Genomic DNA, 26,815 nt, shown 5'->3' with positions numbered 1-26,815 from the left:
AATCCTTAAGGAAATGAAATAACCTAGTTGATTGGAGTGGAAGGCGCGTAGACGCCCGCGGGAGGAAGGGACAGGTGAGACCCCGGAAGGCGAAGCCTGAGGAGGCTCACGGACCGCCCGCAGGCAAGCGAAGCGCCTGGAACGGAGATCAACAGTTTAATATACTTTCTAACCTAATGAAAAAGCCTCTTCCCACTCCATGGGAAGAGACCTCATTCAATACAACTTATCCTGATAAAAATAATTCGGCAGCACTATTTTATTCTCATACGACTTATGGAAGATATGTGTGGCAGCAGGGGACACCGGTGGAATTAACCACGCCCATTCTCCTGTTACATGTCGGCAGCTCTGTGCTTCCCGCTCCTCAAAATACTTAAACTGCATGGCTGCCGTATGATGATCGACAATGCTGACACCCTTTTCCTTAAAGGAATGAACTACCGCTAAATTCAACTCTATCAGCGCCTTATCCCTCCACATTGTCGAATTCGTACTCATATCGAGCTCCATCAGGGAAGCAACTTTGGGAAGCATATTGTATCTATCAACATCCGCGAAATTTCTCGCACCGATCTCTGTTTCCATATACCAGCCGTTAAATGGGGCGGCAGTATAGTGAATGCCCCCGATCTCTAATCGCATATCAGAAATTAATGGAGTTCCATACCACTTTAAGCCCAAATGATCAAACGCAGGCATAGTAGGATGCACAATAGGCACTTCAAGTACAATGTCATTTGGAATGGTAAAAAGTTTCGGCTCCGCTCCATCCACCTGTACAATCAATGGCAAAATATCAAAATGGGTCCTTGCCCCTTCCCACCCTAGTTCCATGCATTTTCCCGTAAAATCAATGGATGCAGGGTCTCCGATAATTCCGTAATCGGACTCATATCCAGCGTACCGCAAGAGTTGATGATTCCAGATACGCAACTGCTTCCCTTCTACTTTTTGCTGTCGAAAAACAGTGATTGTAGGCTTTATTTTTCCATTATTTGTTGCAAATTCAATGTGATGCATCAATGCTTCTGCAATATCCGCTTCGTCTTCTAAGTGTCGACGGTCTAGTACATGTAACGAATTCCAGAAAAGCCTGCCTATGCAACGATTGCTGTTGCGCCAAGCCATTTTAGCACCATATGACAACTCTTCATATGTATGTTCATAATATCCATATAGGTCTATTTCATCCTTTATGAGCTGCAACCTGGAATCTATTTCGTCTTTTGACTTTCCCAATTCCTGATAACTTTGCAGGATGAATTCCTCTGCCTTTTTTATAAGAACTTCTTTTTTTTCTACCAATATGTCCACCTCAACTAAATTTCCCTTCTCCTATTGTAGCTTTTTTGGCACAGGAAATGAAATTTTCGGGTGCTGGTAATAAATAGGGACAGGACCCTCACCCGCAAATGGGTCGAGGGTCCTGTCCCCAAAACTCACTTCGTCACCAATTGTTTAAAGTTCTGCCCTAATATTTCTTTCATATTATGAACGGTAATAAACGCCTGTTCGTCCGTTGTACCGATGAACTTTTTTAATTTAGAGAAGTCCTTTTTGTTTAAGATGGTCGTGATTACTTCTTTTTCATCAGAGGTAAAGGCACCTCTTGCATAGTGTATGGTTGCTCCTCGGCCCAACTGCCCCACGATATAGGAGCGAATTTGATCACTTTCACTACTTATGATGACCACTTCACGCATTTCGTTCACTTGTTGAAGAACGTAGTCAATAACCAAACCATTTAAAATGACGCCGAATACGGCATACATCCCTACTTCGGGTCCGAAAACCAAGATGGAAGACAAAGCAATAAAAATATCTGCCAACAATACGCCACGGCCCATATCAACAGAAAAATATTTATTTAAAATCAAGGCAATAATATCGGTGCCTCCTGTGGAAGCACGCTGATTAAATACAAGCGCCATTCCAAGAGCCGCAATACATTGCCCTATAATTAACTGAATTAGAATGTCCTCACTAATTGGACCGCTCATAGGGAAAAACGCCTCTAAGAGCCATACCATTACTGACAGCATGACACTCGTATAAATCGTTTTTGCTCCAAATCCGAATCCAAGCAGTAAAAAACCCACCACAAATAAAAGTAAATTGACAATCAACATTAACACACCGATAGATAACATCGGGAACACATCGTTTAAGATGATGGAAAGTCCACTTACTCCCCCTGTTGCCAAGCTATTGGGAGAAAGAAAAAAATGTACATGTATCGCAACAAAAAGAGGACCTATATGCAAGAATAAAAGTGTTTTCAAATGTTTGTTCATAACGGTCAGCCTCCCTCTAGTTTTTTACAGTCTAGTAGGGATTATAAAGACCTCGACCAAGCATGTAAACACATAAAAAAGAAGTTGCACAATTGAAAGCGGATTAATTGTTTTCACGTGAGTCAAACGTTTGTTTAAATATTTCTTCTTCTTAAACGCAAGCCACTGAATAACTCAGGGAGATAGCGGTAGCTTGAGACCCCGCAGCGGAGCGAAGAGACTCAAGCACCGCCTCTAGGAAAGCGAAGCCATTTGCGGAAATCAACAGCGGTGTCTAAACAATACCTTAAATAAGAGACCCTTAAACAAAGGGAGCTTCTATCCTTTTCAACCATAAGGTGACATGGATTTGTTTACAAACAGTAAAATAGTGCATCAAGGTTAAAAGCACCATTCCCGTATTCATGCCAAGGATCACCCCGTTCATTTGCAAACTCGGAAGTGAACCGAGAAAAAACATAAGGATAAATGACGTACATGTTGACCAGATAGAGTGTAAGAAAGCATCCTTGATTAACCCCAGACCTATTAAATATGCCTGTAACGGTGAGACAAATAAATGAAAAAGAAAGAATGGCCATAATAGCTGCACATAAGATGCAGCATGGGAATTTTCAAAAAAGACATTGGTCAGTGGAATGGCAAAATGGTAAAAGACCATGACTATGGGAATGCCGTAAATAAAGGTAATAATCATCACTTGCTTTAACAGCCTCTGCATCTTCCTAAAATCTTGATTCGCATGGGCCTCTGAAACAGTGGGAATCAGGACTATCAACAAAGAGTGCGCAATAAATCCAGGAAAAAAGCCAATAGACAGCGCTACTCCTGCAAGAAGCCCAAACTCCTCTAGTGCGATGGTATGACTAAGACCTGCTTTTATAAGCGCAATTTTAATAAGGAAAGGTTGTAACGCATTGGTGACGGCATGGAAAAGTCTCATCCCGGTTGTAGGAATGGAGACCTCAAGCAAGCTCTTCCTCACAGTTCTACCATCAATTCGAGCGGCTGCCTTCGTTTTTAACTCGATATACTGAAGCCTGTACATATAGAGAAGATATAAACAGACAATTAGCTCCGTCGCCACCAATGTGCAAAGTGCGATCAGGATGGAAACCTCCAACGTAAAATGGAAGAAGTGATAAACAAGAACAAGTAGACTCAGTTGCACAATTTTTCTTAAAAAGTTCGAAATCGCGATTTTCCCCATATGTTGAAGTCCCATAAAGTATCCTCTCGCAATAGATGAGAAAGAAATGACCGGTATCAAAATCAGAATCAACCATTTTACAAGTGGATGGTAGTGCTGAAAAACCGGAACAAATGGAAGAATAATAGTTGCAACAAATAGCACTATCATGGTAAACACAATGGTCAGCCTCATAGCATGATGAAGCATGCTTTGATGATATTTCTCTTCTTTGGCAGCAACAAATTTGGAAATAGATATAGGCAATTCCAAACTTGAGATGACCACCACCAGAAAAATAACTGGAAGAACAGACATATAAAGCCCCATGCCTTCTTCTCCGAGATTTTTTGCCAATACCATGTTTACAATAAATTCTATGCTTTCTCCTAGAAAGGCGGCAATTGCCAGAAGGAGTGTCCCTTTGAAAAATTTATTCATAGCCGAAATTGTCCCCTCTCCAACTCTCACTCATGCAAATCCATTTCCTATTTTATGAGACAAGTTGTGAAAATATGGCTGGAATGATGTGAGTCCTTCTACTTATTCTTTATCCCTGGCATATTAGGATGGTTATGTATGTTCGGCAAAAGGAATAGTAATAGTAGAGAGAAGAAAGGAGTGTTTCGGATGTGGAGGCTTTTATTGAACATCGCAGCATTTATCTTGGTCATAGTTGTAAATTATCTTGCTAATGCCCTTCCCCTTAATGGTCTTACTACAGGCGATATCGCCAACCGTATCACCGTTCTATTTCAACCGGCAGGCTATGTATTTTCCATTTGGAGTTTAATCTATCTATTGCTTGGGATATGGATCATTCGTCAGTTTCCTAAATCACGCAGGGACCTGCCGATATATGTGAACACCAGTGGACTTTTTGTCTTAAGCTGCTTACTGAACAGTGCCTGGGTAATATTGTGGCATTACGGCTTCTGGGTGACGACGGTTGTTGTGATGATAAGCTTATTGCTAACACTTATCGCACTTTATACAAAAATGCGCGCATCTAACCCCGGCAAACTGGATTTTGCAACGTTCTCCATTTACCTTGGCTGGATTAGTGTCGCAACCATTGCCAATATCAGTTATGTCTTGGTTGAAAAGGGCTGGGATGGATTTGGATTATCAGATGTAACTTGGACGGTCATTATGCTTGTTGTGGCCACGCTTTTGGCAATATGGTTCCGGATTTCTCAAGAAGACTGGATTTATCCGCTTGTGTTCGTATGGGCATTTATTGGAATCGGTGTCAAGAATATGGCAGACTACAGCAATGTCGCATATGTTGCGTATGCCTTGGCTGCCGTGATCTTGGTGATGACATTGCTTGGAGGAAAAGTGGGTAAGAAAGATTAGATACATTTTTATCTCATGGATGATTGGTGAATGAGGACAATGTTTCTTTATTTGCTACCGAGGAGGGTTTCATTCGTTCTCTATGAGGACAATGTTCCCTCTTTTTCATTCGCTGTGGGAGTCATTGGCCTTCTATGAGGACAATGTTTCCTCTTTTTCATTTGCTGCGGGTGTCATTCGCCTTCTATGAGGACAATGTTTCCTTCTTTTCACTTGTGGCGGGAGTTATTGGCCTTCTATGAGGACAATGTTTCCTCTTTTTCACTTGCGGCGGGTGTCATTCGCATCCTATGAGGACAATGTTTCCTCTTTTTCACTTGCGGCGGGAGTCATTCGCCTTCTATGACGACAATGTTTCCTCCACTTCACATGCGGCGGGTGTCATTCGCCTCCTATGAGGACAATGTTTCCTCTTTTTCACCCGTGGTAGGAGTCATTCCATGATAAAGCAAGCAAGTCTAAAAAAGGAATATGCTTTTCCTTTTAGACTTGCTCCACCATCCTTATCCCTTCCGTTTTCGATATATCTCCTTCGCTCGCATGTATACACCGTAATCTGCACCGAACTTTTCTTCTATCCAATATCGCATCTGTTCGTCGGTTAATTCTTCTTCCACATGTGTTTGATCCTTAAATCGTCGAATGGAATTTTCCCGCAACTGATAAGGGACCCCATCAATATAGCCGAACATCCTTAAGCTATGAAAAGAAAACCCCTCCTCCCAATCATGGGAATCTAGCAGAGGACCCTTCACGTCATCAAATGTAACAGGTTTTAATTTTAACGATTTTGTAGGGCCCGGAGTACGCTCTACCAACGCCTCCTCTCCGTTTACCTGATAACGGAAGGTCTCCATATCCGTACACACTTCAAATGAGGCATGCAGAGGAAACGCCTCAAAAAAGGGAGCACAGTAACCAACATCCACATAATAGGGTCGATCCAACTCTACCTGTAAACAAAGGTGACCAGGCGTCATATACAAGTAATCGACTTTAAATCCAAGCTCCTTCAGCAAATAATGGAAACCCATGGCCAATGTCCAGCAAGTACCGCCTGTTCCTGTTTTAATCACTCTGTCTACGTATTCCTCCATACTTGGCAGATAAAAATTCTCCTGCTTTCTTTCCTCAAAATCAAGGAACTTTGTCCAGGTTTCCCATCTTACCTTTGTCTGGTGAGCTGCAATTAATTGGTTTAAATATTCCAGACTCGTTTCTTTATCCTCTACACCTAAATAATTAAGGAATCTATCTTTTACACTCATATTCCTACCTCCAATATAAGAAATTTTTAGATAGTCCAAGCAATTCTCTATGATCTTTCATCTATTAATATAGCAGTTAATGAAAGAAGGAGTTTTTAATATGTCCCTCCAAAAGGCAAAACGAATAATTAAAAGTGGCATGGAATTACTTGGTACACCATACGTGTTTGGAGCGAATCCTGGGGAGACGGACAGGTTTGATTGCAGTTCCTTTGTTCAATATGTATATGGTGCACATGGCATTATTTTACCGAGAACTTCAAGACAACAGTACCTACTAGGAAAAACTGTCTCACTCTCCTCTGTCAGGCGCGGAGATCTTTTGTTCTTCACTACTCCCAAACGTGCAAAATTAAAGGGATTAAACAAAATTGGTCACGTAGCTATTTACATTGGTAATAATTCCATCTTACACACATCGAGGGTGGAAAAGAAAGTGGCAATTGCTTCTTTGGATCCTTATTGGAGAACAAAACTGGTAGGTGCAAGACGGATAGTCGGGAATGCTAAGTCATATGAGTAATTAAAAAGGCCAAAGCATAAATTGCTTGGCCTCTTTTTATTTCTATTCCATACTCTCCCGCTTCTCTGAGAGGATTTTCATCTGGTCATTCTCGAGTCCCAATTCAAAGGTAACCTTAAATTTCTTGTAAGATACTCCTTTTTCCGAACGCTCTTGGGCAGTGATGACCGTGACAACTTCCACGTTGTTGCCATTCTGTTTAGTAAGTAAATCATCTACTTCAATCGTTAAGAAATCCAAATACCCTGCACGAAAATCCTCATACACCGTTTTGGATTGCCAGCTGCTTCCTAGCAAGGAGTAGGCTGTCACATAGTCTCGATAGTTGATACTTTCATAAAAATAATTGACAAGGTATTCTGCAATATCGACATTCGTTGATGTTTCACCTGCACTATTGCCGGTTGTGTTAGCTCCAATACTTGGGAGTGATTCCATTGGAGACTCTGACCAGCTTTCTACCATCGGCATGACATTAACTAAGGGAATGCTGAAGCCGATAACACCTTGATCCATTGTGGCGGAGTTAATCCCTACTACTTCCCCTGATTTTGTATCAATAAGCGGCCCGCCACTATTTCCAGGAGCAATTGGTGCAGAAATCTGAAATACATCCTCATACTTGAATGAATCAATTTCAAACTCCCGTCCGACACCACTAATAATCCCTGTTGTAACTGTATTTTGCAGACCTAAAGGACTCCCCAAGGCGATAACATCATCGCCAAGCTCTGCTTTTCTAGTTTCTGCAAGTTTGAAGGGGGTGGTGCCTTCAAGCTCTGGAACGCGGACCACAGCAATATCCGTGTCTATACTTATCCCAATAACTTCCCCTGTCAGTTCCTTAGAATCTGCAGAGGTTACTTTCACGTCTTTTGCATTCGCTACGACATGAGCATTGGTTATGACATCGCCTTTATCGTTGTATAGAAAACCTGAACCAAACGATCCGTCGGCTAACTCAATTTTCACAACCAACTTTTGAGACTCAAATATTATTTCCTTTAAGGCCTGGGGGACATTCTCTTTTTCTACTACTTCCGACTCTAGATACAATTTAGACGGGGCCGTTAGTTGAGCAGGGACAGAATTTTTAATGTGATAATATCCGATTATCCCCCCGCTAATTACTATTATTGTCATGATGATACTGATGAACCATCTTACATTCATTCCTACACCTTCTTTATGTTTGGCTGTGTCGGTAACTTTCTACTCTTCTACAACCCATGTGATGTTCTCTATTTCCACTGTCACATCTTCAAATACACCATAATAATAGTCTTCAAACTTACCTTTTTTACCTGGCTCCAATTTGAATGGGTAAACGGTAGTAAAACCTGTGTCTAATACATTTTTATCTTTGCTTAATATATTATAGTAGACGGTAATGGAGGACACGTTCGCTGACACGATATTCTTGACTTCTCCAGTGACGGCCATTCCTCCAACCTCATCCTCTGCTGCCTTAAAGTCGACAATTTCCAAAGCTGCATTTTTATTTTTTAAATCCTCTTTCGCTGCAGCTTCCATAGCCTTTTCTATGCGATCAAATTCCGCCTGTTCAAACTCTTGACGAGACTGCTCAATTTTTTCTTTTAAAGAAAGAAGTCGCTTGTCATTCACCGCATATTGAAGCCCTCTGTCCGCTAGAGTCATCGCATTGGTAAATTGTTTTTGCTCCATTTTCTGTTCCGCATCCTCTACAGTAAGCTGTACGATACGATTTAAAATCTGCTCTTTTACAGCCTTCCCTTCGTCTGAGGGGATGGAGGAAATAACACCAAGTTTTCTTGAAAGTTCATCCACTGTTTTTAGCTGATCAAGTTCATTATTGATTTTTCCGACCTTAATCATGACATCCTTTTCAGATACATTTTCTTTTAATGGCTGAATCAATGGTCCATCCAATCTAGTGATTTTCTCTCGGAGTCTCGTTAGGTTTTTTTCGGCATCTTCAAATTTCTTCGTTTTGATCTGCTCTTTAACTTCCTCCAACTCTCCGTTAACCTCTTCCGCGATTTTCACCACTTCCAGGTTATTTCTTAAGACATGATAAGATGGTCTCAATGACATGGCACCAGCCAACTCGTCCTTTGCCAGGTCATATTCCCCTTGCAAAGCCAAGTCTTCTGCTTCTTTTTTTATGGCAAGTACTTCTGCGTTGACACTTTGTTCATGATTGTAGTACCACCCAATAGTTCCGGCAATCAATACGAAACTAATAATGGGAGGTAAAAATGGCATATATGTAAAACGCTTTTTCTTATTTTTCCCTCTACCTTCTAACCATTGCTCTTCATTATGTTCCAAATCATCCTTCAAATTCGCTCCACAATTAAAGCAAAAATTTGCATCGGACGTCACTTTCCTACCACATTTGTGACAAAACATTCTCTATAAGCCTCCATCAGTCTATGTACTTAAATCGCGTCATAGTTATTACACCATTCTACAATAGATTGCTAGATAAGTGTCAAATGAGGTCAGTATTTCTGGAGGAAAAAGGTAGAAACTTTTTCCTTTTTTGTAATTTTATCAAGGATTTCCTCTTTTTTTAGCGAATGGTTAATGTTGAGAAGTTATCGAGGACACTGAAAAACTGATATCATAAAGTATTTTGTATTTTCGAGCTGTTGATTGGAGCAAAAGGCGAAGACTCCTGAGGGAGATAGCGCTAGGTGGAGACCCCGCAGGCGTAGCCGAGGAGGCTCCAGCAGCGCCCCTAGGAAAGCGAAGTAATTTGAGGAAATCTACAGCGGCGTCTAAACAATATTTAAATTCAAAGAAAATTTCAGTGGACTCGCAGTTAACGAGGGAGGTACTTTAATGAGTGTACAAACAGATCCTGTAAAAGCATTTATAGACAATCCATACGAAATGTTCAAACAGGCAAATGAAATCAATCCCATTCAGTGGGTTTCATTCTTTAATGTGAACGGATGGTTGATAACCGGATACAAGGAAGTAGAGTCGGTTTTAAAAGATTCCAGATTTATAAAAGAAATAAGAAACATTGTGCCCGATGAGCAAATGCCACCTATCCCACAAACTTTACTGCCAGTAGTGATGCTCACTCGGAACATGATGCTTTTCCGTGATGCACCAAACCACACCAGACTCCGCGGGCTGGTCAATAAAGCTTTTACTCCAAGGATGACCGAGCGCCTGCGACCAACTATTGTAGAGATGGCAAACTACCTGTTGGATACAAGAAAAGGCAAGGGGGAACACGAACTTATTCGCGACTTTGCGTATTCCCTACCCGTCATGGTGATCACAGAATTAATTGGAGTGCCAAAAGAGGACCGAGACCGATTCCGCGTATGGTCTGATTCCTTCGTTAAATTTATTGATTTTAATACTACCCAAGAGGATTTAGAAGCGGTTGCTCCACATCTTGAGGAGGCAGACCGTTACATGCGTAACCTGATTGAGGCAAAACGCGTGTTTCCAGGAGAAGATTTATTGAGCGGACTGATTGCTGTTTCCGACTCTGGAGACAAGTTAAACGAAGATGAACTTGTAGCGACTTGTTTATTGCTATTAATAGCTGGCCATGAAACAACCGTTAATCTAATTACAAACGGCTATCATCTGTTACTTACGCACGAAGATGAAATGAAAAAGCTTTTAGAAGACGCTTCCTTGATTGAAAATGCTGTCGAAGAGATTCTGCGTTATGATCCACCGGTCCTGCTTACCTCAAGATGGGTAGGGGAGGATATGGAATTTGGTGGACAACAACTTAAAAAGGCACAGACGGCCCTTATTGCTCTAGGTGCAGCAAACCGTGACCCTAACATACATGAGTATCCTGATGTTTTTAATGTATCGAGAGAAAATGTGAAGCACCTCTCCTTCGCATCCGGACCTCACTTTTGCTTAGGAGCACCACTTGCCAGACTAGAAGCTGTCATAGCATTGGAGGTACTTCTCCAACGTGTACATGACGTGGAAATACTCGAAGAACCGGTAAGAAGAAATAATATTATATTTCGCGGCTTTGAAGCGTTGAAGTTTAAAGCGGTAGTGCAATAGGGAGTTGTTTTAAATATGAAAAAGTGGTCCGTGTATTTTATAAACATATACACGGACCACCTTACCCTACACTTCTTTAAATTAACCGATATACTCTTTTACTCTAGCAGCTGTTTCAAAACGATCTCTTCCCGCTAGCAGAATTATGCGGTCAGCCTGCAATCCTTCTGTGTTACCACCCACAACTAATAATTCTTTTGCCAATTTAACATTCTCCGCTACCCTTCTTGTATAGATAGGAGCTTTTACATAATTCGCTAACAATTCCGTTACTGGGAAATCTGCAAAACTGTTAATTACAATGGCTCTTTCTAACACAAAATCTTCCTCCTTCAATTTTAAGTTATACGTTTCTACTAGACCTTCAATAATAGATTGGGCACAAAGTTTCCTGTAAGCAGCTGACTTCAATAGCGCAGCTTCTTCCTTGTTGGTCATAAAGCCGCATTCAACTAGTATAGAAACTGCTGTAGTTTCTCTTAACATGTGAAAATTATCTGCCTTCACCCCTCTATCTGGCCTTTTCGTATTGGCGATCAATCTTGTTTGGACGTTTGTTGCCAACGTAACATCCATAGGAGGTCTTGTCGTATATACAAATGTCTCAATACCTTGAACTTTATTCCATCCACCATTACCAAAAGCATTTGCATGGACATCAATATGCACATCGGCATCCCAACTATTAGAACGATTCGACCTTTCTTGAAGAGGCACATCTCTTTGTCCAGTTGGATCATCAAGTCTTAATTGCAAGACGTTTTGATATTGATCAAGCAATTTAATTGCTTCTACCACTACCGCACTATTGAATTCCCATTCTCGCATTCCGTCAGGTGTCCTTTTTCCAGACGTATTTAAACCATGGCCGGCTGACCAAGATATTCTTACCATAGATTACACTCCTTTCTATATACATTTTATTCCAGCTCGTCTTAAAGGTTCTGGGTACAGCACATTCAGAAGACAAGGTACAGGTTTAATAGAGTGGGGGTGCTACCGGGGCCGGAAGTGTTATGGTAATAGATTTTTTGAGGGGCATTTAAGTAGAATGTATTGACATTTGTTTAAATGGGCTTCTTCTAATCGGTCGTTTTGGCTGGGGATTTTTAAATTGTCCGAAGATTTTCGAAAGTTGTCCGAAGTTTTCGGAAAGTTGACCAAAGATTTTAAATTGTTGACCGAAGTTTTTCAAAATTTGACCGAACTAAAAAATTGAATGACCGAACCCATAGCAAAAGTTGACCGGACTATCCAGTTGAATTGTCCGAACCCCCTCATTTTCTCGTCGTCAATTGTCCAAAGACAGAAGGTAAATGTCCGAACTAAATTTTCGCGCCAAAAACATCAGCATTTTTCTTAAAAACAGCAATTCTTCATACTTCCGCCACAAAGACCTCGAAAAGTGAGGAGAATGGAATCGTCAGTCTCCTAAACAACAAAAAACCATTCCTAAATCGGAATGGTCCACATAGCATCAAATTCTATTATTATTTTTTCTTACTTTGTTTCTTTAAACCCGGTTTCTTCGTTTTAGCCTTCTCTCCGCCTTTGAAAGAACCACTGACAACTCCAGCTTTGGCACCTGTCTTCTGTTGTCCAAAAGATCCCTTCGTGCCGGCGGCCTTTTTGTTCCCAACAGATCTTTTCACATTTCCAGCTTTGCCTCGTCCCCCACCTGAACCAGACTTTCCTGACTTCAGCTGGTCTTCACCAACAAGCTTCCCACCAAACACAACTCGCTTTTCTAGTTTTAAACCAAGTTCGCGAGCAAACTGCTTCAACCGGCGCTCTTCACGTTCACTAACAATGGAAATAACCGTCCCTTCTGCTCCTTGGCGGCCTGTTCTTCCGGAACGGTGCACGTAGCTTTCCACTTCTTCGGGTAGGTCGTAATGAATAACATGACTCAATTCTTTAATATCAAGACCTCGTGCGGCCACATCTGTCGCAAGAAGAACCGGATACTCATCTTTTCTGAAATTTTTCATGGCATTCTCACGCTCCTGTTTGGAGGATTCAGAATGCAAGAATCCGACATTTAACTGTTTATAAATTAGTTTTTCCGTTAATACGGCAAGGTTTCCGATATCGCGTACAAACGCTAATGCTTTTATCTCGGGCTCACGAAGCAAATTAGCTAGGACATTTGCTTTATCTCGCTGATCTACCACGGTGTACAAATGCTCTACTCGAGCTGGCGGCAAGTCCGCCTTGGTAACCTTGATAACAAGAGGTTCCTTTAATAAGTTCACAGCATGCTTTTCAGTCTCCTCTTTTAGTGTCGCCGAGAACAATAGCAGCTGCCTTTCTTGCATAGAAGACTTGATGATGTTTTCAATAGTCTTTTTATGTTCAGGGACAAACAACTGATCCGCTTCATCCATGACAATGGACTGCACTTCATGCATCTTAATTTTTTTCATTTGAATTAATTCCTGCAGTCTGCCAGGTGTTCCAACGAGAATGTGCGGTCGTTTTTTCAGCTTTTCAATTTGGCGTTTCACATTGGCTCCACCGATGAAGGATGCGCCAGTAATTTCGCTTCCTACTGTCCATTTCTGTATTTGTTCTAATATCTGCATGGCAAGTTCCTTGGACGGAGCCACGATGAGTGCCTGTGGATGCTGTTTAGATAAATCAATACGCTCAATGATAGGCAATAGGTATGCTAATGTTTTACCTGTTCCTGTCGGTGACTCGACTAGTAGGTCTTTTCCTTCCAAAATTACTGGGATCGCCTGCTCCTGTACAGGAGTAGCAGCGACAAATTCACTGTTTTCCCAAATGTTTTGTATAAAAGGTTGTAATGTATTAATAAAAGTTGTAGACATTTTTTTCTCCTTTATGACCCTCATAAGGGGTTTTACGCTATTCTCCATTCTACCCTTTTTCCCTAGAGGTTCCAATAGAAATATCGTTGTCATTTCCGCAAAAAAGATACATGTTTTTCTTTAATTTGGAAAAATTATGTATATCCATATACGTTAGAGGAGGAATTACATAATGGAGCAACATGACGTTACCCAACTTCCAAAAGGACCTGAGGCATATTGGAGGGACTCTGCACATCTTCCCTCTTTTCCTACATTAAATGAAAATAAAAAGACAAATGTATGTGTAGTGGGCGGTGGCATCACTGGAATAACGACAGCCTATCAACTAGCTCAAGAAGGACTAAAAGTCATTCTTATTGATGCAGATCAAATCTTAAACGGAACTACGGGCCACACAACTGCGAAAGTGACTGCTCAACACGGCCTGATCTATGATGAGCTCTTACAACATTTAGGACAGGAAAAAGCAAAATTGTATTACCAAGCAAACCAAGAAGGGCTACATTTTATCAGAGACCTTGTGGACCTTAAACGTATTCCATGTGACTTTAGTGAACAGAGTGCCTATATTTATTCTCAAACGGAGCAGGATGACCAAAAGGTACGAAAAGAATTCGAGGCTTATCAAACACTAGGAATCCATGGTGACTTAACTTATGACATTCCTTTTTCAATGGAGACTAAATCTGTCGTCGTCATGAAAAATCAGGCACAGTTTCACCCGCTGCAATATCTGAAGGTGTTAGTAGATGGCATTGTTGAAAAAGGGGGCGAAATTTTTGAACATACTGTAGCGACAGATGTAGAGGAATCACGTGGATTATCGGTAGTGACGAAAAACGGAGCGAAAATTGAGTGTGACTATATTGTTGCAGGCTCTCATTTTCCTTTCTACGATGGCAATGGTTTCTTTTTTACAAGAATGTATGCTGAACGTTCCTATGTGCTAGCTGCAAAAACAGAAAAAGAACCACCTGAGGGCATGTATTACAGTGCCGGTCAGCCATCAAGGTCTTTGCGTTATGTGACAATAGAAGGAGAAAGGGTTGCCTTAATTGGTGGAGACGGCCACCGGACAGGTCAGGGTAAAGATACGTTAAAACACTACGAAGCGTTGAAAAGTTTCGGTGAAGAAGTGCTTGGAATCAAAGAAATTATGTATCGATGGTCTGCACAGGATTTATACACATTAGATAAGGTCCCTTATATAGGTCGAATCACGTCTGGGCATCCAAATATCTTAATCGCTACAGGGTATAGGAAATGGGGAATGACAAACGGTACGGCAGCGGCACTGCTCATACAAGATATAATACTTGGCAGAAAGAACGATTATGAAGATTTATTCTCACCGTCTCGCTTTGTTGCTGACCCGAGCTTGAAAAAATTCATCAGTTCTAACATGAATGTTGCCGGACACCTCATTGAAGGCAAGTTAGACCGCCCCTCTAAAAAGCCTGAAGACCTTGGACTTGATGAAGGCGGAGTGGTAATGATCAACGGTCGCCGTGCAGGAGCTTACAAAGACGACAAAGGAGAAGTGCACTGCGTCGACACGACCTGTACGCACCTTGGATGTGAAGTGGAATGGAACCACGGTGACCGAAGTTGGGATTGTCCATGCCACGGCTCACGCTTTTCCATCTATGGCGATGTACTAGAAGGCCCAGCTGATAAACCGTTGGAGAAATTGTAGAGTAAGAAAAGAAGAAGCTGTCTAAATTATGAGGCCACTGAAAAACTAATAACGTAAAGTTTTTTATGATTCCTAGCTGTTGATTGAAGCAAAAGGCGAAGACTCCTCGACTACGCATTTTCTTCGTGCGATGAATCGCTGCCGAAGCCTTGCTTGTCCTGAGGGAGCTAGCGCTAGGTGGAGACCCCGCAGGCGAAGCCGAGGAGGCTCTCGTCAGCCCCTAGGAAAGCGAAGCCATTTGCGGAAATCAACAGCGGTATTTATAAAAAAACTAAAATCAAGACTTTTTCAGTGACCTCCCTAGTTATTGGACAGTCTCTTCTTTTTTATCACACAACCGACTCCTTCCTAGCCTGTTCCTCCTGCCTCACAGGCGGAAAAGAAATCTTCACCTCAGTCCCTTTCCCAATCTCACTTGAATACATAACCTTACCATTCATCGTATCAATGATCCGCATCGAAACAGTGGTGCCAAGACCTGTCCCTTTGTCCTTGGTTGTATAAAATAAGGTCCCAATGCGAGACACTTGTTCCTTGGTCATGCCTTTTCCTGTATCTTTAATGAGAATTTCTATGCCTGATGCATTGGAAAACAACTTAATATAGACTCTTCCATCTTGAGGAGTGGCTTCGATTGCGTTTTTTAGAATGTTTACAAGTGCTTGTTTAAACTGGTTTTTATCTGTTTCCATAAAAACATTCTTATCAAGATAACTTTCTAGATGAATGCCTTCTTTTACCGCTAATGGATTTAACAACATTTTTACATCATTCAATACTTCTCCCAAATCAACACTTTCAATTTTTTTAAACTCTGGTTTGGCAAAATTGAGGTAGTCGTTTATGATAGACTCCGCTCTTGCCAATTCACTTAATACTAGTCCAATATATTGATAATTCTTCCCCTTGTCCTCTTTATGCATGAGTTGGAGAAACCCTTTCACAACCGTTAATGGATTTCTTACTTCATGAGCAATGGACGCAGCAAGTTCACCTAATGTATTTAACTTTTCCGCACGCCTTATTTCCTGCTTCATCAATTCTCGCTCCAACACCGCTTCATGTAAAGTGGACGCGAAACCGACACCTACAACTTGAATCATACCGAATAGCAGGATGTATAATAGTAGATTTGATCCATCGGTTACAGTTGGAGAACTGACCAAGTAAGCTATTAAGATTGCTAGCATGACAAAGTTTGGCCATAACCCTACAAGCACAGCAAAACCAATTCTTTTTTTCTTCATTTTTATCTTATTAAATCGTCTTAGCATCAAAAATGGGATAGCTGCTGCAACTAGACCGCTAACATAGCCAAATGCCAAAGCATCTCCTCCAAGGTATGTTCTTGTCCCTAAGATGGCAGCGAGCACAATAACCCCAGCCTTTGGTCCGCCATATAGGATGGCTAGAACCAACGGTATGTATCTCAAGTCCCAATAGAGGCCATAATCATAGAACGCAAAAAATAAACACAGACTCGCTGAAAGCCCCTGCAAGATCCCAATAAAATATGGCGATTGACCAAACCTTTTATTTTCGGAAACAACATAATAAATCAGCACCGGTGCTAAGATGATCAATACATGTAAAAGTAGTTTTTCCGTCAACATACAAGCCGCTCCTAACCATATCCTTAAAATAGTATCGTATAGTTATGTTTCGACAAGATTAGAGAAAACCCTTGTTCCATTCGTCAAAAAATGTATCAATTCTACTACTTTCCATCAATTCAAACCTTTTTTTCAACATTTCAGTCTAAAAACTTCTGCCAACATATAATTAATAGTAAAATTATCCTAAATATAATAGGGGGTGATTTAATGCACTGTACGGATTGCGGGGTACCTGAAGAGTTAGAACATTCTGGAGTATTTTTCATTAAAAGAGGGGTATTAGAAGAGGCACATCTTTTCGAATCGCTTGAGGATTTAGAACAGCTTCTTAGAAAAATAGATACCAGAAATGAAAAGTCAGACGTTTTGGTGAAAACTTCGCAAAGGGGGTACTGTACACCGGATCATTTGTTGGAATTGGTGAAAAACCATCATCTATTAGAATTAATTAAATGCAATTCCTTCACCACACATTTTCAACCAATCATAGACTTACAGAACAACGATGAACTATTTGCATTCGAGTGCTTGTTACGCCCACACTGGAAGGGGCAGTCTGTTCCACCATTTAAACTATTTGAATTCGCCCGTGAAACGAATCTACATAATTATCTAGACCAAAAGGCTCGTGAAAGCTCCATTGTTTCAGGAAGTAAGCAACAGATTCCTTCCCACATAAAATTATTTATCAACTTCCTGCCATCATCCATTTACAATCCAGAATATTGCCTGCAGCATACATTCAAAATTGTAAATGAAAATCATATCACACCTGATCAGCTCGTTTTTGAAGTGGTAGAGTCCGAAAGAATTCATGATATCGACCATTTAGAATCAATATTTAAGACATATAAGAAATCTGGTATGAAAGTGGCATTAGATGATGTTGGTGCAGGATATTCGAATCTGGAGATACTTGAGAAGCTACAACCCGACTTTGTCAAAATAGACCGTGACTATGTTTCTAATTGTGATACGATACTTGAAAAGCAACTCTTCTTAAAAAGCGTCCTAAATGTTGCTACAAAACTAGATATCAAAGTGTTGGCAGAAGGAATTGAAAGAAAAGAAGAACTCCAATTTTGCCGGGATATAGGAGTACATTATGGACAAGGTTATTTTATTGGAAAACCGAGTCCTATAACAAAGATGGACACTATGGCAATATAAATTATAAAAGCCCTCACCACTAAAAATTAGAGGTGGGGGCTTTTTGGGTCCTATCAGGATGCCTTCTCATCATCCTTTTTATATTCCTCTGTCCAGAACTCCGCATTTTTAATACCCAATTTGTCAGGGTTAAATACAGGATCCACACCTTGCTTCCTTTGTTCATCATAATCCCTTAGCACTGCAAGGGCCGGTTTCGCAAGGAGGAGGAGCGCAATCAGATTGAGCCATACCATTAATCCAAGTCCAATATCCCCCAAATTCCATGCTACTTGAGTGGTTCTGACTACTCCAAAGTAAGTGGCAGTTAAAAGAACTACCTTTAATATGAACATTGGGATCTTATTGTTTCTTCCTCTAACCAAGTACGCAACATTGGTTTCTGCAATATAGTAATAAGCCATAATGGTTGTAAATGCGAAGAATAACAAAGCAATTCCAACAAACCCCGCACCGAAGCCAGGTAAGACGGTCTCAACGGCAGCCTGAGTGTATTCCGCTCCTGCTTCCACTCCTGCACCAAGGTTGTTGACAAGGAATTGCCCCTCATTTGCTGGATCTACTACATTATAAGATCCTGTGAAAAGAATCATGAATGCTGTAGCAGAACAAACAAGAATAGTATCAATATAGATAGAGAACGCTTGAACTAACCCTTGTTTAGCCGGGTGTGATACCTCAGCAGCCGCTGCTGCATGGGGACCAGTACCTTGACCCGCTTCATTGGAGAAGATTCCACGTTTAACGCCCCATGCAATAGCTGCCCCAATGATTCCACCAAACGCAGAATCAAAGCCAAATGCACTACGGAAAATCAAGCCGAATACTGACGGCAGCTCTGTAATATTCATTACAATGATACCAAGAGCTACTAACATATACGCTATGGCCATGAAAGGAACGACAAATTGAGCAACAGACGCAATACGTTTAACTCCACCAAAAATAATTAACCCAATGATAACAACAAGTGAAATAGCGATTACTTGCTTATTAATTCCAAAAGCATTATTCAATCCTGTTCCAATGGCGTTAGCCTGCAATCCTGGCATTAATAAACTCATTGCTAAAAGTGCAGCAGATGCAAAGACAATTCCATACCATTTCCAGCCAATACCTTTTTCTATGTAATAGGCTGGACCCCCACGATATTCTCCATCTTGCTTTGATTTGTATACTTGAGCAAGAGCGGATTCAATAAATGCACTCGCAGCTCCAATAAAAGCGATGGTCCACATCCAAAATACGGCACCGGGTCCCCCCATCGCAATAGCAGTTGCTGTACCAGCAATATTTCCGGTTCCTACACGGCCTGATAATGAAATAGATAATGCCTGAAAGGAAGAAACCCCTGCTTTAGACGACTTACCAGAGAATATTTGCTTCACCATATCCCCGAATAATCTTACTTGTACAAACTTTGTCAAAATGGTAAATAACAATCCGACTCCCAAACAGAAAACAATCATAGGTGTGCTCCAAAGAAGACTTACTAAACCACCAATCGGATCTTGCATAAATGCATCCAAATTGTAATCCCCCTTTAACTTATTTGTAATATTTAGAATTTTCGTTCTGTACTGCATTATAAATCATATTCAGTAATTAGACAATACATGTCTCATACAATATATGCGAAGTTAAGACAAGAAACTTTACAGGACGACGTATTTCCCGGGAAAAATATGATGGTTTTTTTATAAATTGTAGAACATAAGCGAAAAAGCACCTATCCGTTCATGATAACTTTTCAAGAACGGACAGGTGCAATAAAATATCCTTATTATCCTACTTCCTTCTTCAACTGACTAGTAAACAAATCATAGTAAAACCCTTCTTCTGTTAACAATTCACTGTGTGATCCTTTTTCAATGATTTGCCCTTCTTTCAGTACCAGAATCTGATCGGCACTTTGAATGGTATTCAAGCGATGGGCGATAACAAAGCTAGTTCTTCCCTCCATCAAGCGTTGGAGTGCTTCCTGGATTTTCATCTCCGTAATCGTATCAATACTACTTGTTGCTTCATCAAGTATTAAAATGGTAGGATTTGCTAACACTGCACGCGCAATGGACAATAACTGTTTCTGTCCTTGACTAATTCCGCTTCCATCCTGCTTCAGCTTGAAATCATATCCTCCTGGTAATTTTCTGATAAAGGAATGTGCATTGGCCATTTTTGCCGCTTCTTCTACTTCCTTGTCCGTAGCATTCAGTCTTCCGTACCGGATATTTTCTCGAACCGTCCCTTCAAAAAGAAACGAATCCTGTAAAACGAAGGCCATATGTTTTCGTAAATTAGAGCGTTTAATTCTATTGATTGGGTGACCATCCAATAAGATACTACCACTATCGAGGTCATAGAACCTTGAAATCAAATTGATGACCGTTGTCTTACCAGCACCCGTCGGACCAACAAACGCTACTGTATCCCCTGCGTCAACATGAAAACTTATGTTGCGAATAGTCATGTCATCTTCCTCATAGGAGAAGGAAGCATCACGAAATTCTACTTCACCTCTAACTGTTTCCAGTTCCATTGCCTCGGTTTCATCACTTTCTTCCTCTTCCTCATCAAGCACATCAAACACCCGCTCCGCACCAGCAACAGCAGACAGCAACGTATTAAACTGGTTGGCAAGGTCGTTTAACGGACGTGTGAATTGTCTGGAGTACTCCGCGAAAATAACGATAACTCCGATGGTTATTCCGGATTCCGTATTTAAAGCCAGTATTCCACCAACTCCTGCAATAATGGCAAAGCTTAAATTATTCAACATATTCATAAGTTTTGGGATAAACCCGGAATAGGTTTGGGCCCAGTATGCGGACTTTTTTAGGTTCAAACTTTTCTTCGTAAATTCCTCCATCACCTTGTCTTCTTGGGAGAACGTTTTTACGATTCTCTGTCCCGAGATCGTTTCCTCAATATAGCCATTTAGTTCCCCAAGATTCTTTTGGGTTTGTTTGAACAATGGGCCTGTTCGGTTTGTAATCCATCTTAATCCAAAGAACATGACTGGTACGATTACTAGTGTAATGGCTGTAAGCATTGGACTTAAATATAACATGACCGAAACAGTTCCAACCAAAGTCAAGATACTGGAGAAAATCTGAATGACAGAACTGTTTAATGTCGAACTGACATTCTCCATATCATTGGTAACACGGCTCATTAATTCACCATGCTGCCTCTTATCAAAATAGGGGATCGGAAGCTTGTGTAAATGTTCAAATAACTGTGTTCGCATCTTCAATACCGTATTTTGCGCAATCCCAACCATCCAGTAGTTCTGAAGCCACATAGATAGAGAATAGAAAATATAAATGAAAACAAGACCTATTAGGACATTTATTAGTCCTGAAGTATTTTGTTCCACTACATAATTATCAATGGCCATTCCGACAATAAAAGGACCCAAAAGTCCTAAAGCGGAACTAGCAACCACCATTAGCAACACAAGTACCAATAAGCCTTTATTTTCGCCTAAATAACTCCAAACTCGTTTGATGGTACCCTTCCAATCCTTTGCTTTCGGCTTAGGATTCGCTTTACTTGCAACGGCGGCACTGCTACTTATACGCTTGGACATGTTCTGCCACCTCCGTTCCAAACTGCGACTGATAAATCTTCATATAAAGATCAGAGGTAGCCATAAGTTTGTCATGACTTCCCTCTTCCAGGAGCATTCCGTCTTCAATAAGAAGGATTTTATCTGCTTCCATGGCTGTACTTACCTTTTGTGTCACAATGAACATCGTACATTGATACTTCTTAATGGCCGCGAGCAGCTTTGCTTCTGTTTTTAGATCAAGTGCGCTTGTACTGTCATCTAGCATAAGTATCTTCGGTTTCCTCACAAGAGCCCTTGCAATGGAAAGACGTTGTTTTTGTCCACCGGAGAGATTGACCCCTTTTTGGCCGAGAACCGTCTCATACTTTTTGGGCAAACGATCAATGGTTTCATGAATCTGTGCATCCTTCGCTACCTGAATGATTTCTTCTAATGTAGCATCCTCTTTCCCCCAGGCGATATTTTCTTTAACCGTTCCTGAAAAAAGAAGTGCTTCCTGTGGCACATAACCAATTTGTTTTCTCAGTTTTTTCAAAGACAGATCCGTTAAGTCTTTTCCATCTACTCGGATGATTCCTTGATCCACATCGTAAAGCCTAGGAATTAATTGGAATAAGGAAGATTTACCAGCACCTGTGGCTCCCATAATAGCAACGGTCGATCCTGCTTCGGCACGGAAGCTGATATCCTCTAAAACCGGAATGTCTGTGTTTGGATAACGAAACGCTACCGACTCAAATTCAATTTCACCATTAAGGAATGTCGCTTCCTTATCCACATCTATCTTATCCACTAGATCTATTTCTTCCTCCAACACATCTGTTATCCTATGAGCAGAGGCTTTCGCACGCGCAAATGCCATGATTATAAAAGAAAAGATAGAAAGTGCACCGGTGATTCTGGTAGCATAGTTGACAATTGCGACAACTTCCCCTACTTGGGCACCGCCGTTTGAGACGCCGATTGTACCGAACCATAGCACAGCAAGGATGCTTCCGTTCATAATTAGTAGGAGTATCGGCATAGTAATCTCCATCAATCGAAGTGCAGATACCGTCTGATCCTTTAACTCCTCACTTGCACGTCCAAATCGATTAATTTCATGCTTTCTACGGAGAAAAGCTTTAATTAAGCGGATGCCTCCAAGGTTTTCTCGCATAACATTATTCACGCCATCCAGTTTTTCCTGTACAGCTTTGAACAGCGCACCACCTTTTTTCATCACCCATATCAGGAAAAGGAAAAGGACCGGTACCCCAATGACAAGAAATATAGCCAGCTGCCAATTTACAATCAAGGCCATAATCACGCCACCTACCACAAGAAGCGGTGCCCGGAGCATGATTCGTAAACTCATAAAGACTGTATTTTGAATTTGGGTGACATCGTTTGTCATTCTTGTGATGAGGGAAGAAGTCGGAAACAAGCTAAAATTTGCAAACGAAAACGACTGTATTTTTCCAAATAACCCTCTTCTAATGTCAAATCCGAAATTTTGACTGACATGGGCAGCAAAAAAAGAGTTAGTAACTCCTGCAGCAAAAGCGATAAAGGAGAACAACACCATGATACCTCCCCATTTCATCACTGCATCCAAGTCGCCTGTCAAAATTCCTTCATCAATTATTTTTGCCATTAGAAGCGGATGCAACAGCTCCACAACGAGTTCTGTCAGCATTAGGAGCAAGGCGATTGATACGGCCAGCCTATACGGTTTTAAGTATGAAAAAATTCTCCCCATAATACGTAATCCTCCAAACCTTTCAATCTGTTTAGTCTGCGTTGAAATGAGTAAATCTATTTGAAACGCATGCGGTACTTCGTTTAGCGAAACGAATATCTTGAAATTTATATATTATCTTATTATCATACCTTTATTACTATGTTTTTTAAATAGTTTGAATTATTATTATTGGTAGGATGTTGAAAAAAGTTTACTGGCCTAACTTCCTGTAGATTTCCGTTCCAGGTGTACGCTTTCCGCGGGACGGTACTTGAGGCTCTGAAAAAGTCTTTGATTGTAGTAATTGTTTAAACGCCGCTGTGGATTTCCGCAAACGGCTTCGCTTTCCTAGGGGCTGTGCTTGAGCCCCCTCGCAACGATTGAGGGGTCTCAAGCTACAGCTATCTCCCTCAGGACAAGGAAGGCTTCGGCAGCGATTCATCGCACGAAGAAAATGCGTAGCATTTTCGAGGAGTCTTCGCCTTTTGCTCCAATCCACAGCTTGAAATTACTAATTACATGATGTTCTGTTTTTCAGTTGCTTCGCTTTGCCTCGTGGTCTCACACCTTGCACTACCATCTACAGGAGATACTGTTTAATGCTTACCCCAAATTATAAAGGAGGTTTTTTGAATGAACCACCCGAAACTCTCTGGGCTTGTGGACGATTGGTTGCCGAATGCGACGATTGAGGAGCTGCAAGCGGCGATGGCAAATGGCAAAGTTACTTCAAAAGATTTAGTTCTTATGTATCTTCACCGTATCAGCAAATATGATAAAAACGGGCCAAAGTTGAACTCGGTGCTTGAAGTTAATCCTGATGCACTATTTATTGCCGAAGCGCTTGACTTGGAAAGAAAACAGTCCGGTGCACGTGGGCCTCTTCACGGCATTCCCATTCTGTTAAAAGATAATATTGATACAGGCGATATGATGCATACAAGCGCAGGCTCTCTTGCTTTGGAACATCATGTGGCAACAAAGGATTCCACCGTCGCAAGCCAATTAAGAAAAGCTGGAGCAGTCATCCTTGGCAAAACCAATATGACGGAATGGGCTAATTTCATGACGGAAAAGATGCCGAACGGCTACAGCTCTAGAGGTGGACAAGTCCTTAACCCTTATGGTCCCGGCCAATTTGATGTTGGTGGTTCAAGTAGCGGTTCCGGCGCTGCAGTCGCTGCCGGCTTAGCAGCAGCTGCGATTGGTACGGAGACTTCCGGTTCTATTTTAAGTCCTGCAAGTTCCAATTCCATTGTCGGCATTAAACCAACTGTTGGCCTTATCAGCCGCAAGGGGATTATCCCTATATCCTTTAGTCAGGATACTGCCGGGCCAATGACCAAAACAGTCAAAGATGCTGCCATCGTTCTAAGTGCCCTAACTCAACCAGATGAAAAAGATACTGCCACCAAAACAAATCCGAATCCGGGAATATCCTACACTTCTTTCCTATTAAATGAAGGACTTAACGGGATGCGGATAGGAGTGGCCCGCGACCCTTATTTCACCTATTTCACTGACGAGGAAGCCCTACTTATGGAAGAAGCAATTGCTACCCTTAGAGAAAAAGGTGCAGAAGTCATAGGTTCCATCGACATTCCGTTTGCAAAAGAAGAATGGGATTACCATACGTTATTTTATGAATTTAAGCCAAGTCTAAACGCTTACTTGCGCAACACCGGTCCTTCTGTAACGATTAAGAGTTTAAAAGATTTAATTGCTTTTAATGAAAAAAATCCCTCTAAAATGCTTCAGCATAAGCAGACTGTCTTGGAAGAAAGTGAAAAATACACTGGTACATTAACCGAAGAAGAATATATCTCTAGTCGTGAAAAAGATCTTTATCGGTCTAGGGAAGGCGGTATAGATGCCGTCATGAAAGAACATAGACTTGACGCAATTCTCACGCCTAACAACTTCGGCGCCGGTATTCCTGCCAAGGCTGGTTATCCTTCCATTACTGTTCCTGCTGGCTATACAAAAGAAGGAAAACCAGTTGGTGTGACATTTACCGCAAGAGCCTTTGAAGAGAGCACCCTCATTCAAATTGCCTATGGTTATGAACAAACAACAAAGCTTCGTAAAGCACCTACATTTCAAAAAACGGAGGTAAAATCATGACAACCGCAACCATTACTTCTTATTTATCAGACCATAGAAAAAGGCATTTAGAAGAGTTAAAGGATCTTTTATCAATTCCTAGTGTAAGCGCCCTGCCGGCACATAATGCAGATACATTACGAGCTGCACAATGGATGGCAGAATCTTTAAGAAGGCTTGGAATGGAAAATGTTTCGTTGTACCCAACAGAAGGACACCCCGTTGTATATGGTGATTGGCTGCACGCAGGAGAGGACAAGCCCACCGTACTAATATATGGGCACTATGATGTTCAGCCCGTTGACCCCCTTCATTTATGGGATACCCCGCCTTTTGAACCCGCAATCCGTGATGAGCGCATTTACGCACGCGGTGCTAGCGATGACAAAGGGCAAACCTTTATGCATATAAAGGCAGTGGAGGCTGTTCTTGCGACGACGGGAACACTGCCATTTAACTTTAAGTTTTGTATAGAAGGAGAGGAAGAAGTCGGCAGTCCGAATTTGCCAACATTTATTGAGGAAAATAAAGAATTGCTTGCTGCTGATGTAGTGGTGGTGTCAGACACATCGATGATTGAAGAAGACAAACCAACCATCTGCTATGGTCTGCGCGGGATGTGCGGATTTCAACTAGATGTAAAAGGCCCAAAACGTGACCTCCACTCCGGTCTTTACGGGGGAGCTGTGGCTAATCCGATCCATGCAGTGGTGGAATTGCTAAATTCTTTTCATAACGGCGATGGCTTGGTCACAGTCGATGGTTTCTATGACAAGGTTGTTCCATTGACCTCAGAAGAGAAAGCAGCCTTTGAAGCGATTGGTTTTAATGAAGCTTCTGTTAAAGAAGAAGTTGGGGTACAAGAATTTTATGGAGAAAAAGGATATAGCTTTTATGAACGGACATGGGTACGTCCGACTCTGGAAATAAACGGCGTATACGGTGGATTCCAAGGAGAAGGAATTAAAACGGTCCTTCCATCTGAAGCACATGCGAAAATAACATGCCGCCTCGTACCAGATCAGGATCCCGATGAAATTCTGGCACTTTTGCAGGAACACGTTACGATGCATAAACCTGCTGGCGTAGAAGTAACCGTTTCCCTTTTTGACAAAGGAGCGCCTTTTGTGACACCATTCAATCACCCTGCCATTCAAGCGGCAAATCATGCTTTTGAAAAGGTTTGGGAAGTTCAGACCACTTTTACCCGTGGTGGCGGCTCTTTACCAATTGTTTCGACCTTGGATGAAGTGTTGCAAGCACCTATTGTGTTGATGGGCTTTGGACTGCCTTCTGACAATGTGCATGCACCAAATGAAAATTTTAAGCTGAAGAATTTTGATAAAGGTTTGCTGACACTTTGTGCGTATTGGGAGGAATTGGCGGTAGCGTTGGATGTGGAGTAAGTCTAGTGATGGT

Annotated in this window: 19 protein-coding genes; 7 read left to right on the top strand and 12 right to left on the bottom strand. The window is 41.4% G+C overall.

Annotated features, from left to right (window positions below):
• Nucleotides 1–216: 216 nt before the first annotated feature.
• The 3 genes from AAV98_RS04250 to AAV98_RS04240 all read right to left on the bottom strand — a co-directional run bounded on the left by AAV98_RS04250 (nucleotide 217) and on the right by AAV98_RS04240 (nucleotide 3,927).
• On the bottom strand, nucleotides 217–1,308 hold the full coding sequence (locus AAV98_RS04250) for a nitric oxide synthase oxygenase (protein ID WP_060664304.1): 1,092 nt from the start codon (nucleotides 1,306–1,308) through the stop codon (nucleotides 217–219).
• 134 nt (nucleotides 1,309–1,442) lie between these two features.
• Nucleotides 1,443–2,297: a YitT family protein gene (locus AAV98_RS04245; RefSeq protein ID WP_060664303.1), complete on the bottom strand. Its 855-nt coding sequence runs from the start codon at nucleotides 2,295–2,297 to the stop codon at nucleotides 1,443–1,445.
• Nucleotides 2,298–2,598: 301 nt separating this feature from the next.
• Nucleotides 2,599–3,927 (bottom strand): polysaccharide biosynthesis protein, encoded by a 1,329-nt coding sequence (locus AAV98_RS04240; protein WP_060664302.1) that lies wholly within the window; start codon nucleotides 3,925–3,927, stop codon nucleotides 2,599–2,601.
• A gap of 189 nt (nucleotides 3,928–4,116) precedes the next feature.
• On the opposite strand from AAV98_RS04240, the gene AAV98_RS04235 reads away from it, so the two are divergent.
• On the top strand, nucleotides 4,117–4,845 hold the full coding sequence (locus AAV98_RS04235; RefSeq protein ID WP_060664301.1) for a TspO/MBR family protein: 729 nt from the start codon (nucleotides 4,117–4,119) through the stop codon (nucleotides 4,843–4,845).
• A gap of 503 nt (nucleotides 4,846–5,348) precedes the next feature.
• Here AAV98_RS04235 and AAV98_RS04230 read toward each other — a convergent pair.
• Nucleotides 5,349–6,113 (bottom strand): arylamine N-acetyltransferase, encoded by a 765-nt coding sequence (locus AAV98_RS04230; protein WP_060664300.1) that lies wholly within the window; start codon nucleotides 6,111–6,113, stop codon nucleotides 5,349–5,351.
• A gap of 100 nt (nucleotides 6,114–6,213) precedes the next feature.
• On the opposite strand from AAV98_RS04230, the gene AAV98_RS04225 reads away from it, so the two are divergent.
• Nucleotides 6,214–6,636, top strand: a complete 423-nt coding sequence (locus tag AAV98_RS04225; protein WP_060664299.1) for a C40 family peptidase — start codon at nucleotides 6,214–6,216, stop codon at nucleotides 6,634–6,636.
• Between the two features lie 42 nt (nucleotides 6,637–6,678).
• On the opposite strand, the gene AAV98_RS04220 is transcribed toward AAV98_RS04225, so the two are convergent.
• Entirely contained in the window at nucleotides 6,679–7,809 is a 1,131-nt protein-coding gene (locus AAV98_RS04220) for a S1C family serine protease (RefSeq protein ID WP_060664298.1), read from the bottom strand.
• A gap of 39 nt (nucleotides 7,810–7,848) precedes the next feature.
• On the bottom strand, nucleotides 7,849–9,030 hold the full coding sequence (locus tag AAV98_RS04215) for a zinc-ribbon domain-containing protein (RefSeq protein WP_060664297.1): 1,182 nt from the start codon (nucleotides 9,028–9,030) through the stop codon (nucleotides 7,849–7,851).
• Nucleotides 9,031–9,465: 435 nt separating this feature from the next.
• On the opposite strand from AAV98_RS04215, the gene AAV98_RS04210 reads away from it, so the two are divergent.
• A complete protein-coding gene (locus AAV98_RS04210; RefSeq protein WP_060664296.1) occupies nucleotides 9,466–10,677 on the top strand; it encodes a cytochrome P450 in 1,212 nt (403 codons plus the stop codon).
• A gap of 81 nt (nucleotides 10,678–10,758) precedes the next feature.
• On the opposite strand, the gene AAV98_RS04205 is transcribed toward AAV98_RS04210, so the two are convergent.
• The gene (locus AAV98_RS04205) at nucleotides 10,759–11,571 is read right to left on the bottom strand and encodes an N-acetylmuramoyl-L-alanine amidase (RefSeq protein WP_060664295.1); all 813 of its coding nucleotides are present in this window, start codon (nucleotides 11,569–11,571) and stop codon (nucleotides 10,759–10,761) included.
• A gap of 596 nt (nucleotides 11,572–12,167) precedes the next feature.
• Nucleotides 12,168–13,511 (bottom strand): DEAD/DEAH box helicase, encoded by a 1,344-nt coding sequence (locus AAV98_RS04200; protein WP_060664294.1) that lies wholly within the window; start codon nucleotides 13,509–13,511, stop codon nucleotides 12,168–12,170.
• Between the two features lie 172 nt (nucleotides 13,512–13,683).
• On the opposite strand from AAV98_RS04200, the gene AAV98_RS04195 reads away from it, so the two are divergent.
• Entirely contained in the window at nucleotides 13,684–15,210 is a 1,527-nt protein-coding gene (locus AAV98_RS04195; RefSeq protein WP_060664293.1) for an FAD-dependent oxidoreductase, read from the top strand.
• 329 nt (nucleotides 15,211–15,539) lie between these two features.
• Here AAV98_RS04195 and AAV98_RS04190 read toward each other — a convergent pair whose 3' ends face one another.
• Nucleotides 15,540–16,823 (bottom strand): ATP-binding protein, encoded by a 1,284-nt coding sequence (locus AAV98_RS04190; RefSeq protein ID WP_060664292.1) that lies wholly within the window; start codon nucleotides 16,821–16,823, stop codon nucleotides 15,540–15,542.
• 210 nt (nucleotides 16,824–17,033) lie between these two features.
• Here AAV98_RS04190 and AAV98_RS04185 point away from each other — a divergent pair, with 210 nt between their 5' ends.
• A complete protein-coding gene (locus AAV98_RS04185; RefSeq protein ID WP_082380760.1) occupies nucleotides 17,034–17,996 on the top strand; it encodes an EAL domain-containing protein in 963 nt (320 codons plus the stop codon).
• A 53-nt stretch (nucleotides 17,997–18,049) separates the two neighbouring features.
• Here the strand turns inward: AAV98_RS04185 and AAV98_RS04180 are convergent, their stop codons facing one another.
• The 3 genes from AAV98_RS04180 to AAV98_RS04170 form a co-directional block, all read right to left on the bottom strand.
• Entirely contained in the window at nucleotides 18,050–19,513 is a 1,464-nt protein-coding gene (locus AAV98_RS04180; RefSeq protein ID WP_060664396.1) for an alanine/glycine:cation symporter family protein, read from the bottom strand.
• Nucleotides 19,514–19,779: 266 nt separating this feature from the next.
• Nucleotides 19,780–21,588 (bottom strand): ABC transporter ATP-binding protein, encoded by a 1,809-nt coding sequence (locus AAV98_RS04175; protein WP_060664291.1) that lies wholly within the window; start codon nucleotides 21,586–21,588, stop codon nucleotides 19,780–19,782.
• Entirely contained in the window at nucleotides 21,569–23,311 is a 1,743-nt protein-coding gene (locus AAV98_RS04170) for an ABC transporter ATP-binding protein (RefSeq protein ID WP_060664290.1), read from the bottom strand. Before AAV98_RS04170 ends, AAV98_RS04175 begins: the two co-directional genes overlap by 20 nt.
• A 615-nt stretch (nucleotides 23,312–23,926) precedes the next feature.
• Between AAV98_RS04170 and AAV98_RS04165 the strand changes: the two genes are divergently transcribed.
• Complete coding sequence (locus tag AAV98_RS04165) at nucleotides 23,927–25,417, top strand: amidase family protein (protein ID WP_060664289.1); 1,491 nt, start codon at nucleotides 23,927–23,929, stop codon at nucleotides 25,415–25,417.
• Nucleotides 25,414–26,802, top strand: a complete 1,389-nt coding sequence (locus AAV98_RS04160; RefSeq protein WP_060664288.1) for a dipeptidase — start codon at nucleotides 25,414–25,416, stop codon at nucleotides 26,800–26,802. The genes AAV98_RS04165 and AAV98_RS04160 overlap by 4 nt, the downstream gene beginning before the upstream one ends.
• The last annotated feature ends 13 nt before the right edge of the window (nucleotides 26,803–26,815 follow it).

The organism is Bacillus sp. CHD6a (assembly GCF_001293645.1).
Classification (GTDB): Bacteria; Bacillota; Bacilli; order Bacillales; family Bacillaceae_I; genus Sutcliffiella_A.
Note: the sequence above shows the minus strand (reverse complement) of the source record. Positions and strands in the feature narration are given on the sequence as shown.